We start from the raw sequence: 16,708 nt of genomic DNA on the forward strand, positions 1-16,708 counted from the left end.
CGCCATCCGTGAAGGCGGCCGCACCGTCGGCGCCGGCATCGTGTCGAAGATCGTCGAGTAAGCGATTTTGAAGATGGATGGCGGCTCTAGCTTGAGCCGCCATTTTCGCCCGCTTCCGCAAAATTCCCTTGAAGGAATTTCAAAGTCGGATTAGTGGACGATACCAGGGTCGGGAGCATCCCGGTCTTCTAGGGGTATAGCTCAGTTGGTAGAGCGACGGTCTCCAAAACCGTAGGTCGCGGGTTCAAGTCCTGCTGCCCCTGCCAGTTTTCAAGCATGATCCCGAAAGCTTCAGGGTTTTGGATAAATCATGCGTTAAATATAGTCGCCCACGCACGATTGGATGGTGCTTGGCCGGCGTTCGGACGGAATGTGATGCCAACAGAGAGCCTTGGGGCTTGTCTTTTGTTGGAATCAGTTCTATGTAAGGTCAACAGACACGCGGTGCGTGGAGCTGAACGTTCAGCTTTACGCGCCGTACTTGTGCGGGCGCATCCAGCCAATCTGGTCGTGACGGCTAGCAGATCTAGCCAAAATGATACAGGTAACGGCCTTGAAGCCCGTGCTTGTTCACAGCAGAGCGGCAAATGGCATCCAAAACGAACCCGATCACTTTTTTTCAACAGGTTCGTGCCGAGACGGCCAAGGTTACTTGGCCGACGCGGCGCGAAACGGTGATATCGACTGTTATGGTGGTCATTATGGCTTTCCTGGCGGCAGCGTTCTTCTTTGTCGCTGATCAGGTCATGGCCTATGGCGTAGAGCTGTTGCTGGGTCTCGGACGCTAACGGGAACATACGGGAGAGTCGGGATGACCGCGCGCTGGTATATTGTGCACGCCTATTCGAATTTCGAAAAGAAGGTGGCTGAAGACATCGAGAACAAGGCCCGCCAGAAGGGTCTTTCTCATCTTTTCGAGAAAATCCTGGTGCCGACGGAAAAGGTTGTCGAGGTGCGCCGCGGCCGCAAGGTCGATGCCGAGCGCAAGTTCTTTCCGGGCTACGTGCTGGTTCGTGCCGATTTGACGGATGATGCCTATCATCTGATCAAGAATACGCCGAAGGTAACCGGTTTCCTGGGCTCGGATTCGAAGCCGGTTCCGATTACTGATCGCGAGGCCGAGCAGATACTGATGCAGGTCCAGGAGGGCGTCGATCGCCCGAAGCCATCCGTGTCCTTCGAGATTGGCGAGCAGGTGCGCGTGTCGGATGGTCCGTTCGCCTCATTCAACGGTATCGTTCAGGAAGTCGAAGAGGAGCGTTCGCGCCTCAAGGTGGAAGTTTCGATCTTCGGGCGTGCGACGCCCGTCGAGCTCGAATTCGGTCAGGTCGAAAAGCTCTGATCGTTTTCGGTTCCTGCCAGGCGGGCAGGGGCCGTTTCAGGTGGAAGGGAAGGCGGCTTTAGCCGGTCGCTGGACCCGGACCACCGAACTGCGTTGCCGGATCTCCGGCGATAATCAAGGATGCCGGATTGTCCGGCTTGATAATGAAGGCAGATAGCTATGGCTAAGAAAGTTGCGGGCCAGCTGAAGCTGCAGGTACCGGCGGGTGCGGCGAATCCTTCGCCTCCGATCGGTCCGGCGCTCGGTCAGCGTGGCATTAACATCATGGAATTCTGCAAGGCGTTCAATGCCGCCTCGCAGGAGATGGAGAAGGGTTCGCCCATCCCCGTCGTCATTACCTATTATCAGGACAAGTCCTTCACCTTTGCGATGAAGACGCCGCCGGTGTCTTACTTCCTGAAGAAGGCTGCGAACCTGAAGTCGGGCTCGAAGGAGCCGGGCAAGGTGTCCGCCGGAACGGTTTCGCGCGACAAGGTGCGTGAAATTGCCCAGGCGAAGTTGAAGGACCTGAACGCTGCGGACGTCGAGGCTGCCATGCGTATGGTTGAAGGTTCCGCCCGTTCGATGGGCCTGGAAGTGGTGGGCTGAGACGATGGCGAAGATTGCAAAGCGTATTGCCAAGCTGCGTGAAGGTGTCGACCGCAGCAAGCTCTATGACCTGACGTCGGCGATCGGCCTCGTCAAGGAGCGTGCGACGGCCAAGTTCGATGAGACCATCGAGGTTGCCCTCAATCTCGGCGTCGATCCGCGTCACGCTGACCAGATGGTCCGCGGCGTCGTCAACCTGCCGAACGGTACGGGTCGCGATGTCCGGGTCGCCGTTTTCGCTCGTGGCGACAAGGCCGAAGAGGCGAAGAAGGCTGGTGCCGATATCGTAGGCGCCGAAGATCTCGTCGAGATCGTCAATGGCGGCACGATCGATTTCGATCGCTGCATCGCCACGCCCGACATGATGCCGCTCGTCGGCCGTCTCGGTAAGGTGCTCGGCCCCCGCGGCATGATGCCCAACCCGAAGGTCGGCACCGTCACCGTCGATGTCGCCGGCGCGGTCAAGGCTTCCAAGGGCGGCGCTGTCGAGTTTCGCGTCGAGAAGGCCGGTATCATTCACGCCGGTGTCGGCAAGGCCTCCTTCGATGCCAAGGCGCTCGAAGAGAACATCAAGGCTTTCGCCGATGCGGTCATCAAGGCGAAACCTGCCGGTGCCAAGGGTGAATACCTCAAGCGCGTGGCGATCTCCTCGACCATGGGCGTCGGCGTCAAGATCGATCCCTCGACCGTCAGGGTCGCCTGACGGGTCGCGCATGATCCCGAAAAGTTGCAGGCTTTTCGGATAAGATCATGTGGCAACGCAAGTAAGCTCCTAGGGCCAACGCTTTGGGAGCATGAAGAATTCCGGGCCTTGGTCCAAGGCCCGGATAGCCGGGGGAGACCCCGGTTATCCTGTCCGAGATTGCAGGTGGCTCGCCTTAATTCATGGAGCCTGCATGAGACGTGGAAGACCGAAGTTTTGCGGGACTATCCCGCAGGGTGAGGTTTGAACCGTAGTTGCCTTGGTCCGCCTGGCCGTCGTCATGACTGTCAGGAGGCGAAAGGGGACAGGATCCTCGAGCGTCGTTCGGGTGGTCCTTTTGGAAACCCGATCGGCAAAGGCAAACCGGCAGGGGCGCAATGATGCGGTCCTGCCAACTGGAGAGAGACAGTGGATAGAGCGGAAAAGCGCGAATTTGTCGCGTGGCTGAACGGAGTCTTCAAGGAATCCGGTTCGGTCGTCGTGGCCCACTATACCGGTCTCACGGTCGCGCAGATGAACGATCTTCGTTCCAAGATGCGCGATGCCGGTGGCACCGTTAAAGTCGCGAAAAACCGCCTTGCCAAAATCGCTCTTCAGGGCACGGAATCGGAAAGCATCGGCGACCTGTTCACAGGACAGACGCTGGTTGCTTATTCCACCGATCCGATCACGGCTCCGAAAGTGGCCGTCGAGTTCGCCAAGGGTAACGACAAGCTCGTCATCCTCGGCGGTGCAATGGGTTCGACAGCGCTTAACGCCGATGGCGTCAAGTCGCTTGCTTCGCTCCCGTCGCTCGACGAACTGCGCGCAAAGCTGGTTGGTATGATCCAGACCCCGGCTCAGCGTCTTGCAGTGCTCACCAGCGCACCGGCAGGTCAGCTTGCCCGCGTGTTCGGCGCCTATGCCCGGAAGGACGAGGCGGCGTAAGGCCGTTTCTCGCTGTCTTTAAGTTCAAACCTCGTAAAGGAACTATAAAATGGCTGATCTCGCAAAGATCGTTGAAGACCTGTCCAACCTGACCGTCTTGGAAGCTGCTGAGCTTTCCAAGCTGCTCGAAGAGAAGTGGGGCGTTTCCGCCGCTGCTCCGGTGGCCGTTGCTGCCGCTGGCGGTGCTGGTGCTGCTGCTGCTCCGGCTGAAGAGAAGACCGAATTCGACGTCGTCCTCGTCGACGGCGGCGCACAGAAGATCAACGTGATCAAGGAAGTGCGTGCCATCACGGGTCTCGGCCTCAAGGAAGCCAAGGACCTCGTCGAAGGCGCTCCGAAGCCGGTCAAGGAAGGTGCTTCGAAGGACGAAGCCGAGAAGATCAAGGCCCAGCTGGAAGCCGCTGGCGCCAAGGTCGAGCTCAAGTAAGTTCGATAAAAATTCCGGCGGATGGACCTTCCGTCCGCCGGTTCCCACCGCAAGGCGGGGAATACAGTCGGTACCGAACCCTTTTCCTGACAGTTGGGCGGCTGTCAGGAAACGGGTTTTGTCCCGTTTAGGTGACCAGAGGCCGCAAGGCACGAAACAGGCCGCAAGGCTACAGAACGAGGAGCGACGATGGCTCAGACCCACTCTTTTAACGGTCGTAAGCGCGTACGCAAGTTTTTCGGTAAGATCCCCGAAGTCGCAGAGATGCCGAACCTGATCGAGGTTCAGAAGGCGTCCTACGACCAGTTCCTCATGGTCGAGGAACCGAAGGGCGGGCGTCCGGATGAAGGCTTGCAGGCGGTTTTCAAATCGGTTTTCCCGATTGGAGATTTTTCCGGCGCCTCCATGCTCGAATTCGTCAAGTACGAATTCGATGCGCCGAAGTTCGACGTTGATGAGTGCCGCCAGCGTGACCTGACCTATGCAGCGCCGCTGAAGGTGACGCTGCGCCTCATCGTGTTCGATATCGATGAGGATACGGGCGCGAAGTCGATCAAGGACATCAAGGAGCAGGATGTCTACATGGGCGACATGCCGCTCATGACCGACAACGGCACCTTCATCGTCAACGGCACCGAGCGCGTGATCGTCTCGCAGATGCACCGTTCCCCGGGCGTCTTCTTCGATCACGACAAGGGCAAGTCGCACTCCTCCGGCAAGCTTCTGTTTGCTGCGCGCGTCATTCCCTATCGCGGATCGTGGCTCGATATCGAGTTCGATTCCAAAGACATCGTGCATGCCCGCATCGACCGTCGCCGCAAGATTCCGGTGACGTCGCTCCTGATGGCGCTCGGCATGGACGGCGAGGAAATCCTCTCGACCTTCTATAACCAGGTCGTCTATACCCGTGACGGTGACAACTGGCGGATTCCGTTCTCCGTCGAGCGGTTCAAGGGCATGAAGGTCATCACCGACCTGATCGATGCCGATACGGGCGAAGTCGTGCTCGAGGCGGGCAAGAAGCTGACGGCGCGTTCGGCCCGTCAGCTTGCCGAAAAGGGTCTGAAGGCCATCAAGGCGACCGAGGACGACCTGTTCGGCAGCTATCTCGCCGAGGATATCGTCAATTTCGAAACCGGCGAGATCTTCCTCGAAGCCGGCGACGAGCTCGACGAGAAGACCCTGAAGGTCCTGCTCGATACCGGCGTCGATGAGATCAAGGTCCTCGACATCGATCATGTCAATATCGGCGGCTATATCCGCAACACGCTCGCCGCCGACAAGAACGAAGGTCGCCAGGACGCGCTGTTCGATATCTATCGGGTCATGCGTCCGGGCGAGCCGCCCACGATGGACACGGCGGAAGCCATGTTCCATTCGCTGTTCTTTGATTCCGAGCGCTACGACCTTTCCGCGGTCGGCCGCGTCAAGATGAACATGCGCCTGGATCTGGATTGCCCCGACACCGTGCGCGTCCTGCGCAAGGAAGACATCATCGCCGTCGTCAGGACGCTCGTAGAGCTGCGTGACGGCAAGGGCGAGATCGACGACATTGACAATCTCGGCAACCGCCGTGTGCGCTCGGTCGGCGAGCTGATGGAAAACCAGTACCGCGTCGGCCTGCTTCGCATGGAGCGCGCGATCAAGGAGCGCATGTCGTCGATCGAGATCGACACCGTCATGCCGCAGGACCTGATCAACGCCAAGCCGGCAGCCGCCGCCGTGCGCGAGTTCTTCGGCTCCTCGCAGCTGTCGCAGTTCATGGACCAGACCAATCCGCTGTCGGAGATCACCCACAAGCGTCGCCTGTCGGCCCTTGGACCGGGCGGTCTGACCCGCGAGCGCGCCGGCTTCGAAGTCCGCGACGTGCATCCGACGCACTACGGCCGTATCTGCCCGATCGAGACGCCGGAAGGCCCGAACATCGGTCTGATCAACTCGCTCGCCACCTTCGCGCGTGTCAACAAATACGGCTTCATCGAGAGCCCGTACCGCAAGATCGTGGATGGCAAGGTCACCGAGGAGGTCATCTACCTCTCGGCCATGGAAGAGGCCAAGCACTATGTCGCGCAGGCGAACGCCGTGCTCGATGGCGAGGGCCGCTTTACTGACGAGTTCGTCGTCTGCCGTCATGCCGGCGAAGTCATGATGGCTCCGCGCGAGAACGTGGACCTGATGGACGTGTCGCCGAAGCAGCTCGTGTCCGTCGCCGCGGCGCTCATTCCGTTCCTCGAGAACGACGACGCCAACCGCGCGCTCATGGGCTCGAACATGCAGCGTCAGGCCGTGCCGCTGGTGCGCGCCGAGGCGCCGTTCGTCGGCACCGGCATGGAACCGGTCGTGGCGCGTGACTCCGGCGCGGCCATTGCCGCCCGTCGCTCGGGCGTGGTCGATCAGGTCGACGCGACCCGTATCGTCATCCGCGCGACGGAAGATCTCGATCCGTCTAAGTCGGGCGTCGATATCTACCGGTTGCAGAAGTTCCAGCGCTCGAACCAGAACACCTGCATCAACCAGCGTCCGCTGGTTCGTGTCGGCGACCGCATCGAGAAGGGCGATATCATTGCCGACGGTCCGTCGACCGATCTCGGCGATCTGGCGCTCGGCCGCAACGTGCTCGTCGCGTTCATGCCGTGGAACGGCTACAACTACGAGGATTCGATCCTTCTTTCCGAGAAGATCGTGTCGGATGACGTCTTCACCTCGATCCATATCGAGGAGTTCGAGGTTTCCGCCCGCGATACCAAGCTCGGGCCGGAAGAGATCACCCGTGATATTCCGAACGTTTCGGAAGAGGCTCTGAAGAACCTCGACGAAGCTGGCATCGTCTATATCGGCGCGGAAGTGCATCCGGGCGACATCCTCGTCGGCAAAATCACGCCGAAGGGCGAAAGCCCGATGACGCCGGAAGAAAAGCTTCTGCGCGCCATCTTTGGCGAGAAGGCGTCCGATGTCCGTGACACCTCCATGCGCATGCCGCCCGGCACCTACGGCACGATTGTCGAGGTTCGCGTCTTCAACCGCCACGGTGTGGAGAAGGATGAGCGCGCGATGGCGATCGAGCGCGAGGAGATCGAGCGTCTGGCCAAGGACCGCGACGACGAGCAGGCGATCCTCGACCGAAACACCTATGGCCGCCTGGCCGATGTGCTTGACGGCAAGGTCGCGGTCGCGGGACCGAAAGGCTTCAAGAAGGGCACGACGGTTAGCCGCGATCTTCTGACCGAGTATCCGCGTTCGCAATGGTGGCAGTTCGCCGTCGAGGACGAGAAGCTCCAGGGCGAGATCGAAGCCCTGCGCAACCAGTACGACGATTCCAAGAAGCTGCTCGAGCAGCGCTTCATGGACAAGGTCGAGAAGGTCCAGCGCGGTGACGAGATGCCTCCCGGCGTCATGAAGATGGTCAAGGTCTTCGTCGCCGTGAAGCGCAAGATCCAGCCGGGCGACAAGATGGCCGGCCGTCACGGCAACAAGGGTGTCGTGTCGCGCATTGTGCCGGTCGAGGATATGCCGTTCCTTGAGGACGGCACCCATGCCGATATCGTGCTCAACCCGCTCGGCGTGCCGAGCCGCATGAATGTCGGTCAGATCCTCGAGACGCATCTTGGCTGGGCCTGCGCAGGCATGGGCCGGAAGATCGGAGACCTGCTGGAGGTTTATCGTGCCAGTGGTGATCTCCAGCCGGTGCGTCAGACGATAGAGCAGATCATTCCGGACAATGACCGCAATGAACCTGTCCGCCGTTATGACGACGAGAGCATCGTTCGCCTGGCTGACCAGATGAAGCGCGGCGTGTCGATCGCGACGCCCGTCTTCGACGGTGCGCATGAATCCGACATCAATGCGATGCTGGAGCAGGCGGGTCTGGCGACGTCGGGTCAATCGACGCTGTACGATGGACGTACGGGTGAACCGTTCGACCGTCAGGTGACCATGGGCTACATCTATATGCTGAAGCTCCACCACCTGGTCGACGACAAGATCCATGCGCGTTCGATCGGACCTTACTCGCTCGTTACCCAGCAGCCGCTGGGCGGCAAGGCGCAGTTCGGTGGCCAGCGCTTCGGCGAAATGGAGGTCTGGGCGCTCGAGGCTTACGGCGCGGCCTACACCTTGCAGGAAATGCTCACCATCAAGTCGGACGACGTGGCGGGCAGGACCAAGGTCTACGAAGCCATCGTACGCGGCGACGACACGTTCGAGGCAGGCATTCCCGAGAGCTTCAACGTTCTCGTCAAGGAAATGCGCTCGCTCGGTCTCAATGTCGAGCTCGACAATACCCGCGAGCTGCCTGCGCCGCAGACGGCCCTGCCGGACGCTGCAGAATAAAAACACGGGTGCGCCAGGTTTTCGCCATGGCGCACCTCTATTACGGGGTGTGGTAGCCGCGTAATTTCGAGAATTTGATCGAGATGGCAGAGCTACACCTTCTCCGCCATCGCAGACAAAGGGCGAACACCGCCCCCAAGGAGAACGGCATGAACCAAGAGGTCATGAATCTTTTCAATCCTCAGGCTCCGGCGCAGACCTTCGATTCCATCCGGATTTCGATCGCGTCGCCCGAGAAGATTCTGTCCTGGTCATACGGCGAGATCAAGAAGCCGGAGACGATCAACTATCGTACGTTCAAGCCAGAACGCGACGGTCTCTTCTGCGCGCGCATCTTCGGCCCGATCAAGGACTATGAGTGCTTGTGCGGCAAGTACAAGCGCATGAAGTACAAGGGCATCATCTGCGAGAAGTGCGGCGTCGAGGTCACGCTGTCGCGCGTGCGCCGCGAGCGCATGGGCCACATCGAGCTGGCTGCCCCGGTCGCGCATATCTGGTTCCTGAAGTCGCTGCCTTCGCGCATCGGCACGCTGCTCGACATGACGCTGAAGGATATCGAGCGCGTCCTCTATTTCGAGAACTACATCGTCACCGAGCCGGGCCTCACCTCGCTGAAGGAGCATCAGCTCCTTTCTGAAGAGGAATATATGATCGCCGTCGATGAGTTCGGCGAGGATCAGTTCACGGCGCTGATCGGCGCGGAAGCCATCTATGAGCTTCTGGCTTCGATGGAGCTCGAGAAGATCGCGGGCGACCTGCGTTCGGATCTGGCGGAGACCACGTCGGAGCTGAAGCAGAAGAAGCTGATGAAGCGCCTGAAGATCGTCGAGAACTTCCTCGAGTCGGGCAACCGTCCGGAATGGATGATCATGAAGATCATCCCGGTCATCCCGCCGGACCTGCGTCCGCTCGTGCCGCTCGACGGCGGTCGTTTCGCAACGTCGGATTTGAACGATCTCTATCGCCGCGTCATCAACCGTAACAACCGTCTGAAGCGCCTGATCGAGCTGCGCGCGCCTGGCATCATCATCCGCAACGAGAAGCGCATGCTTCAGGAAGCGGTCGATGCGCTGTTCGACAACGGCCGTCGCGGCCGCGTCATCACCGGCGCCAACAAGCGTCCGCTGAAGTCGCTCTCCGACATGCTCAAGGGCAAGCAGGGTCGCTTCCGCCAGAACCTGCTCGGCAAGCGCGTCGACTATTCCGGCCGTTCGGTCATCGTGACCGGTCCGGAGCTGAAGCTGCACCAGTGCGGCCTGCCGAAGAAGATGGCGCTCGAACTCTTCAAGCCCTTCATCTATGCCCGCCTCGACGCCAAGGGTTACTCCTCGACCGTCAAGCAGGCCAAGAAGCTGGTCGAGAAGGAGAAGCCGGAAGTCTGGGACATCCTGGACGAGGTCATCCGCGAGCATCCGGTGCTCTTGAACCGCGCGCCGACGCTGCACCGCCTCGGTATCCAGGCATTCGAGCCCACCCTGATCGAGGGCAAGGCGATCCAACTGCACCCGCTCGTTTGCACGGCGTTCAACGCCGACTTCGACGGCGACCAGATGGCCGTTCACGTCCCGCTGTCGCTGGAGGCTCAGCTTGAAGCCCGCGTGCTGATGATGTCGACCAACAACATCCTGCATCCGGCCAATGGTCAGCCGATCATCGTGCCGTCGCAGGACATGGTCCTCGGCCTTTATTATCTGTCGATCGTGGCGGACAAGGAGCCGGGCGAGGGCATGGCGTTCGCCGATATGGGCGAGCTGCATCATGCGCTTGAAAGCAAGGCCGTGACGCTGCACACCAAGATCAAGGGCCGCTTCAAGACGGTCGATGCGGAAGGCAACTCGGTGTCGAAAATCTACGACACCACGCCTGGCCGCATGATCATAGGTGAATTGCTGCCGCGCAACCCGAATGTGCCGTTCGACATCTGCAATCAGGAGATGACGAAGAAGAACATCTCCAAGATGATCGACCTCGTCTACCGCCATTGCGGTCAGAAAGAGACGGTCATCTTCTGCGACCGCATCATGCAGCTGGGCTTCGGCCATGCCTGCCGCGCCGGTATTTCCTTCGGCAAAGACGACATGGTTATACCGGATGCCAAGGCCAGGATCGTTGCCGAAACCGAGGCGCTCGCCAAGGAATACGAGCAGCAGTACAATGACGGCCTGATCACCCAGGGCGAGAAGTACAACAAGGTCGTCGACGCCTGGGGCAAGGCCACCGAGAAGGTGACCGAAGAGATGATGGCCCGCATCAAGGCTGTCGAGTTCGATCCGGAAACCGGTCGTCAGAAGCAGATGAACTCCATCTACATGATGAGCCATTCCGGTGCGCGTGGTTCGGTGAACCAGATGCGTCAGCTCGGCGGCATGCGCGGCCTGATGGCCAAGCCGTCCGGCGAGATCATTGAGACGCCGATCATCTCGAACTTCAAGGAAGGCCTGACCGTGAACGAGTACTTCAACTCGACCCACGGCGCCCGAAAGGGCCTGGCGGACACCGCCTTGAAGACCGCGAACTCCGGTTACCTGACCCGCCGTCTCGTCGACGTGGCGCAGGATGCGATCATCTCGGAAGTGGATTGCGGCACCGAGAACGGCCTCACGATCCAGCCGATCGTGGACGCGGGCCAGATCGTCGCCTCGCTTGGTCAGCGTGTCCTTGGGCGCACCGCGCTCGACGACATCATGCATCCGGCAACCGGCGAGGTGATCGTCGAGGCCGGCCGCATGATCGAGGAGCGTGACGTCGACCTGATCGAGAAGGCCGGCATCCAGTCGATCCGCATCCGTTCGGCGCTGACCTGCGAAACCCGCTCGGGCGTCTGTGCGAAATGCTATGGCCGCGATCTGGCGCGTGGTACCCCGGTTAACCAGGGCGAGGCCGTCGGCGTCATCGCGGCCCAGTCGATCGGCGAGCCGGGCACTCAGCTCACCATGCGTACCTTCCACCTGGGCGGTACGGCGCAGGTGGTCGACTCCTCCTATCTGGAGGCGAGCTATGAGGGCACGGTCCAGATCCGCAACCGTAACGTGGTCCGCAACTCCGATGGCAATCTCGTCGTGATGGGCCGCAATATGGCGGTTCTGATTGTCGATGCCTCGGGCAAGGAACGCGCGGTCCACCGCGTGACCTATGGTTCGCGTATCTTCGTGGACGATGGTGACACGGTCAAGCGCGGTCAGCGTATCGCCGAGTGGGATCCGTATACCCGTCCGATCCTGACGGAAGTCGAGGGTATCGTCGAGTTCGAGGACATGGTCGATGGCCTGTCCGTTTCGGAAACAACGGATGAATCGACCGGCATCACCAAGCGTGTCGTCATCGACTGGCGTTCGACCCCCCGCGGTTCGGATCTGAAGCCCGCCATCGTCATCAAGGACAAGAGCGGTAAGGTTCTGAAGCTCTCCAAGGGTGGCGAGGCCCGCTTCCAGCTCTCCGTCGAGACCATTCTCTCGGTCGAGCCGGGTGCGCATGTGCAGGCTGGTGACGTTCTCGCCCGTCTGCCGATGGAAAGCGCCAAGACCAAGGACATCACCGGTGGTCTGCCGCGCGTTGCGGAGCTGTTCGAGGCACGTCGTCCCAAGGATCATGCCGTTATCGCCGAAATCGACGGTACGGTGCGGTTCGGGCGCGACTACAAGAACAAGCGCCGCATCATCATCGAGCCGAACGACGAGACGATCGAGCCTGTCGAGTATCTGATCCCGAAGGGCAAGCCGTTCCATCTTCAGGATGGCGACGCCATCGAGAAGGGCGATTACATCCTCGACGGCAACCCCGCTCCGCATGACATCCTGGCGATCAAGGGCGTGGAGGCGCTGGCCTCCTACCTCGTCAACGAGATCCAGGAGGTCTACCGTCTGCAGGGCGTGTTGATCAACGATAAGCACATCGAGGTCATTGTCCGTCAGATGCTGCAGAAGATCGAGATCACCGAGTCCGGTGATTCCGGCTATATCGTCGGCGATCATGTGGATCGCATCGAGCTGGACGAGGTCAACGAGCGTCTTGTCGAAGATGGCAAGCAGCCTGCTTCGGGCAACCCGGTGTTGCTCGGCATCACCAAGGCCTCGCTGCAGACGCCGTCCTTCATCTCTGCCGCGTCCTTCCAGGAGACGACCCGCGTCCTCACCGAGGCGGCCGTCGCCGGCAAGGTCGATACGCTGCAGGGCCTGAAGGAGAATGTGATCGTCGGTCGCCTGATCCCCGCAGGTACGGGCGGTCAGATCAGCCAGATCCGCCGCATTGCCACGGCGCGCGACGACCTCATCATCGACGAGCGCCGCAAGTCGAGCGGGGCTGAATCCGCCAATGCGATGCTGACCGACATGACCGGGGACGCTGCCGAGTAAGGCTGGTCCTCCCGTCTAGAAACAAAAAAGCCGCCTCCGGGCGGCTTTTTTTAATGAGGTGGAGAAATAGTGGGTAGTGAGGTAGTGAGGTAGAAGAACCGAATTTTCCCTATTCACTACCTTACTGCTCACTATCTCATTCATCTTCCCCAAATTCGATCAGCGCCGCTTCGCCATTGAGCGCGGTCTTCCAAGCGCTTCGGTGCGGCTCTTCTTCCGGTTCCTCGGTCAGGGTTCCGATCTCCGTCAGCTCCGCCTCCTCATATCCTTGCCCGGCCAGAATATTGAGCGCGACGGAGATCAGATCTTCTCCCTCATTGCCCGTGAAGAGCAAGTGAACGAGAGCCGGCTCGCCGTCCTTGTCCTTCCAGACGTCGGCGACGACGAGGTGGACCTGCTTTGGTTCGTCCGTGGTGGAAGCCATCTATTGATTCTTTCATGTGATTGCTTAGATCAGGTGAGTCTAGAACAATGATCTGCATTGGTCAGCCGGAAAACCGGAAATAACAGTCAGACAGAGAAATAATGCGATGATTTCCGTTCGAAGGCGGAAAGATTCTGTCTGTGCTGGCGCGAATGGCGCGATTTCCGGCTTTTTGGCTAGAATTATTGATGTTCAGACTTGACGTAAGCCGGGCAACGACGTATCAGCACGCCATCTGAGCCGATGTGAGGCTGGCTGTTCCGGAGCGACACGCTCTGGAGTTCGTCTCAAACAGGGTTCGTTTTACGACCGAATGCAAATTGCCGTTCGCATGAAGCGATGAGCTTCCTCTGCTTTTGTTCGGGCAGACCGCCGAGAGGTGGTTTATCGCCCGAATTCGTGCATGAGCATGACGGTGGAACGGCCCTTATGGGCAGAGATACGAGATTTGTACAAAGAGGAAGGTTTGAATGCCTACCGTAAACCAGCTGATCCGCAAGCCGCGCATTGCGCCGGTGAAGCGCAATAAGGTTCCCGCGCTGCAGGCGAACCCGCAGAAGCGCGGCGTTTGCACCCGCGTCTATACGACGACACCGAAGAAGCCGAACTCCGCACTGCGCAAGGTTGCCAAGGTGCGTCTGACGAACGGTTTCGAGGTCATTGGTTACATTCCGGGTGAGGGGCATAACCTCCAGGAGCACTCCGTGGTCATGATCCGCGGCGGTCGCGTCAAGGACTTGCCGGGTGTCCGTTACCACATCATCCGTGGCGTGCTCGATACGCAGGGTGTGAAGAACCGTAAGCAGCGCCGTTCGAAATACGGTGCGAAGCGTCCGAAGTAATTTTCCGGGGATACCGGCCGCCGCAAGGCGAGTTGAGCCCGATGTAATTAGAAAGACTGAACATGTCCCGTCGCCATAGAGCAGAAAAGCGCGAAATCAATCCGGATCCGAAGTTCGGCGATCTCGTCATTACCAAGTTCATGAATGCCGTCATGCTGCACGGCAAGAAGTCGGTCGCCGAGAAGATCGTCTACGGTGCGCTTGAGTCCGTGGAAGTCAAGACGAAGCAGGAGCCGGTCGCGCTGTTCCATCAGGCGTTGGAGAATGTCGCTCCGCACGTCGAAGTCCGTTCGCGTCGCGTTGGCGGTGCTACCTACCAGGTGCCGGTCGATGTCCGTCCGGAGCGCCGTCAGGCTCTCGCCATTCGCTGGCTGATCGGCGCTGCTCGCGGCCGTAACGAGACCACGATGGTCGATCGTCTCTCGGGCGAGCTCCTGGATGCGGCCAACAATCGTGGCTCTGCTGTGAAGAAGCGTGAGGACACGCATCGCATGGCTGAAGCCAACCGCGCATTCTCGCATTACCGCTGGTAATCGTCGAACCTATTCAAAGAGGCAGCCACCATGGCCCGCGAATATAAAATCGAAGACTACCGTAATTTCGGTATCATGGCGCATATCGACGCTGGCAAGACCACGACGACTGAGCGCATCCTTTACTACACCGGCAAGTCCCACAAGATCGGCGAAGTCCATGACGGCGCCGCCACGATGGACTGGATGGAGCAGGAGCAGGAGCGCGGCATCACCATCACGTCGGCTGCCACGACGACGTTCTGGCAGGGTCGTGACGGCAAGAAGCGCCGCTTCAACATCATCGACACGCCGGGCCACGTCGACTTCACCATCGAAGTCGAGCGTTCGCTTCGCGTTCTCGACGGCGCGGTTGCGCTTCTCGATGCCAATGCCGGCGTTGAGCCGCAGACCGAGACCGTCTGGCGTCAGGCTGAGAAGTACCATGTCCCGCGCATGTTCTTCGTCAACAAGATGGACAAGATCGGCGCCGATTTCTACCGCTCGGTCGAGATGATCAAGACCCGTCTCGGCGCGAAGGCGCTTGTCATGCAGCTGCCAGTCGGCGCTGAGAACGAGTTCAAGGGCGTCGTTGATCTCATCGAGATGAACGCCCTGATCTGGCGCGACGAGACGCTCGGCGCCGCCTGGGATGTCGTCGAGATACCGGCTGATCTCAAGGACAAGGCGGAAGAATACCGCGAAGCCCTGATCGAGACCGCGGTCGAGGTCGATGAGGCGGCGATGGAAGCCTATCTCGAGGGCAACATGCCGTCGAATGACCAGCTCCGTGCGCTCATCCGCAAGGGTACCTGCAACGTCGAATTCCACCCGGTTTTCTGTGGTTCGGCCTTTAAGAACAAGGGCGTGCAGCCGCTGCTCGATGGCGTTGTGGATTATCTTCCTTCGCCGATCGACGTTCCCGCGATCAAGGGCATCGATCCCAAGACCGAGGCCGAGACGACGCGTGAATCCTCTGACGACGCGCCGCTGTCGATGCTGGCCTTCAAGATCATGAACGACCCGTTCGTCGGTTCGCTGACCTTCGCCCGCATCTATTCGGGCAAGCTCACCAAGGGCGTCTCGCTTGAGAACACCGTCAAGGGCAAGCGCGAGCGCATCGGCCGCATGCTGCAGATGCACTCCAATTCCCGCGAGGATATCGAGGAGGCTTTCGCCGGCGATATCGTTGCTCTGGCGGGCCTGAAAGAGACGACCACGGGCGACACGCTCTGCGACCCGCTGAAGCCTGTCATTCTGGAGCGTATGGAATTCCCCGAGCCGGTCATCGAGATCGCGATCGAGCCGAAGACCAAGGCCGACCAGGAAAAGATGGGTATTGCCCTTAACCGTCTCGCCGCCGAGGATCCGTCCTTCCGCGTCAAGTCGGACGAAGAATCCGGTCAGACCATCATCGCCGGCATGGGCGAGCTCCATCTCGACATTCTCGTCGACCGTATGCGTCGCGAGTTCAAGGTCGAGGCGAATATCGGCCAGCCGCAGGTTGCCTATCGTGAATCGATCACGCGTGCTGCCGAAATCGACTACACCCACAAGAAGCAGTCTGGTGGTTCGGGTCAGTTCGCTCGCGTCAAGATCATCTTCGAACCGCATGAAGGCGACGATTTCATCTTCGAATCCAAGATCGTCGGTGGTGCCGTTCCCAAGGAATACATCCCCGGTGTTCAGAAGGGTATCGAGAGCGTCATGGGTGCGGGTCCGCTCGCCGGCTTCCCGATGCTCGGCGTCAAGGCGACGCTGATCGACGGTGCCTACCATGATGTCGACTCCTCGGTTCTGGCGTTCGAAATCGCGGCTCGCGCCGCGTTCCGCGAAGGCGCGCAGAAGGCTGGCGCACAGCTTCTCGAGCCGATTATGAAGGTGGAAGTCGTGACGCCGGAGGAATATGTCGGTGACGTCATCGGCGATCTGAACTCCCGCCGCGGCCAGATCTCGGGCACCGAAGCCCGCGGTATCGCCACGGTCGTCAATGCAAACGTGCCGCTCGCCAACATGTTTGGCTATGTGAACACGCTGCGTTCGATGAGCCAGGGACGCGCCCAGTACACGATGCAGTTCGACCATTATGAGCCGGTTCCGACCGCGGTCGCACAGGAAATCCAGAAGAAGTTCGCGTAATCCCCGAAGGTTGCGCTTGTCATTAGAGAATGCCTGAGCAGGCGAAAATAACGGAGAGCTCAGATGGCGAAGAGTAAGTTTGAACGTACGAAGCCGCATGTTAACATCGGCACGATCGGCCAC

Annotated in this window: 12 protein-coding genes and 1 tRNA gene; 12 read left to right on the forward strand and 1 reads right to left on the reverse strand. The window is 59.9% G+C overall.

The window, feature by feature from the left end; genetic code table 11:
- Window positions 1-190: 190 nt before the first annotated feature.
- From ATN84_RS08945 to rpoC, 9 genes are all read left to right on the forward strand, one after another.
- Window positions 191-266, forward strand: a tRNA-Trp gene (locus ATN84_RS08945).
- A gap of 321 nt (window positions 267-587) precedes the next feature.
- Window positions 588-788, forward strand: a complete 201-nt coding sequence (gene secE / locus ATN84_RS08950; RefSeq protein ID WP_068881331.1) for a preprotein translocase subunit SecE — start codon at window positions 588-590, stop codon at window positions 786-788.
- Window positions 789-811: 23 nt separating this feature from the next.
- Window positions 812-1,342 (forward strand): transcription termination/antitermination protein NusG, encoded by a 531-nt coding sequence (nusG, locus tag ATN84_RS08955; protein ID WP_068881332.1) that lies wholly within the window; start codon window positions 812-814, stop codon window positions 1,340-1,342.
- Between the two features lie 159 nt (window positions 1,343-1,501).
- Window positions 1,502-1,930, forward strand: a complete 429-nt coding sequence (gene rplK / locus ATN84_RS08960) for a 50S ribosomal protein L11 (protein WP_068881333.1) — start codon at window positions 1,502-1,504, stop codon at window positions 1,928-1,930.
- 4 nt (window positions 1,931-1,934) lie between these two features.
- Complete coding sequence (gene rplA / locus ATN84_RS08965; protein ID WP_068881334.1) at window positions 1,935-2,633, forward strand: 50S ribosomal protein L1; 699 nt, start codon at window positions 1,935-1,937, stop codon at window positions 2,631-2,633.
- Window positions 2,634-3,041: 408 nt separating this feature from the next.
- Window positions 3,042-3,560 (forward strand): 50S ribosomal protein L10, encoded by a 519-nt coding sequence (rplJ, locus tag ATN84_RS08970; protein ID WP_068881335.1) that lies wholly within the window; start codon window positions 3,042-3,044, stop codon window positions 3,558-3,560.
- 49 nt (window positions 3,561-3,609) lie between these two features.
- Complete coding sequence (gene rplL, locus ATN84_RS08975) at window positions 3,610-3,987, forward strand: 50S ribosomal protein L7/L12 (RefSeq protein WP_068881336.1); 378 nt, start codon at window positions 3,610-3,612, stop codon at window positions 3,985-3,987.
- A 189-nt stretch (window positions 3,988-4,176) separates the two neighbouring features.
- Window positions 4,177-8,316, forward strand: a complete 4,140-nt coding sequence (gene rpoB, locus ATN84_RS08980) for a DNA-directed RNA polymerase subunit beta (protein ID WP_068881337.1) — start codon at window positions 4,177-4,179, stop codon at window positions 8,314-8,316.
- A gap of 149 nt (window positions 8,317-8,465) precedes the next feature.
- Window positions 8,466-12,668: a DNA-directed RNA polymerase subunit beta' gene (gene rpoC, locus ATN84_RS08985; protein ID WP_068881338.1), complete on the forward strand. Its 4,203-nt coding sequence runs from the start codon at window positions 8,466-8,468 to the stop codon at window positions 12,666-12,668.
- Window positions 12,669-12,804: 136 nt separating this feature from the next.
- Here rpoC and ATN84_RS08990 read toward each other — a convergent pair whose 3' ends face one another.
- On the reverse strand, window positions 12,805-13,092 hold the full coding sequence (locus ATN84_RS08990; protein WP_068881339.1) for a hypothetical protein: 288 nt from the start codon (window positions 13,090-13,092) through the stop codon (window positions 12,805-12,807).
- 470 nt (window positions 13,093-13,562) lie between these two features.
- Between ATN84_RS08990 and rpsL the strand changes: the two genes are divergently transcribed.
- From rpsL to fusA, 3 genes are all read left to right on the forward strand, one after another.
- Complete coding sequence (rpsL, locus tag ATN84_RS08995) at window positions 13,563-13,934, forward strand: 30S ribosomal protein S12 (RefSeq protein WP_006471111.1); 372 nt, start codon at window positions 13,563-13,565, stop codon at window positions 13,932-13,934.
- 62 nt (window positions 13,935-13,996) lie between these two features.
- Complete coding sequence (gene rpsG, locus ATN84_RS09000) at window positions 13,997-14,467, forward strand: 30S ribosomal protein S7 (protein ID WP_068881340.1); 471 nt, start codon at window positions 13,997-13,999, stop codon at window positions 14,465-14,467.
- A 30-nt stretch (window positions 14,468-14,497) separates the two neighbouring features.
- Window positions 14,498-16,585, forward strand: a complete 2,088-nt coding sequence (gene fusA, locus ATN84_RS09005; RefSeq protein WP_068881341.1) for an elongation factor G — start codon at window positions 14,498-14,500, stop codon at window positions 16,583-16,585.
- The last annotated feature ends 123 nt before the right edge of the window (window positions 16,586-16,708 follow it).

The sequence above is a fragment of the Paramesorhizobium deserti genome (assembly GCF_001558695.1).
Lineage (GTDB): Bacteria > Pseudomonadota > Alphaproteobacteria > Rhizobiales > Rhizobiaceae > Paramesorhizobium > Paramesorhizobium deserti.

Bases quoted from the DNA above. Each gene is read 5' to 3' on its own strand.
- secE (WP_068881331.1), top strand. From the start codon at position 588: ATGGCATCCAAAACGAACCCGATCACTTTTTTTCAACAGGTTCGTGCC.
- nusG (WP_068881332.1), top strand. From the start codon at position 812: ATGACCGCGCGCTGGTATATTGTGCACGCCTATTCGAATTTCGAAAAG.
- rplK (WP_068881333.1), top strand. From the start codon at position 1,502: ATGGCTAAGAAAGTTGCGGGCCAGCTGAAGCTGCAGGTACCGGCGGGT.
- rplA (WP_068881334.1), top strand. From the start codon at position 1,935: ATGGCGAAGATTGCAAAGCGTATTGCCAAGCTGCGTGAAGGTGTCGAC.
- rplL (WP_068881336.1), top strand. From the start codon at position 3,610: ATGGCTGATCTCGCAAAGATCGTTGAAGACCTGTCCAACCTGACCGTC.
- rpoB (WP_068881337.1), top strand. From the start codon at position 4,177: ATGGCTCAGACCCACTCTTTTAACGGTCGTAAGCGCGTACGCAAGTTT.
- rpoC (WP_068881338.1), top strand. From the start codon at position 8,466: ATGAACCAAGAGGTCATGAATCTTTTCAATCCTCAGGCTCCGGCGCAG.
- ATN84_RS08990 (WP_068881339.1), bottom strand. From the start codon at position 13,092: ATGGCTTCCACCACGGACGAACCAAAGCAGGTCCACCTCGTCGTCGCC.
- rpsL (WP_006471111.1), top strand. From the start codon at position 13,563: ATGCCTACCGTAAACCAGCTGATCCGCAAGCCGCGCATTGCGCCGGTG.
- rpsG (WP_068881340.1), top strand. From the start codon at position 13,997: ATGTCCCGTCGCCATAGAGCAGAAAAGCGCGAAATCAATCCGGATCCG.
- fusA (WP_068881341.1), top strand. From the start codon at position 14,498: ATGGCCCGCGAATATAAAATCGAAGACTACCGTAATTTCGGTATCATG.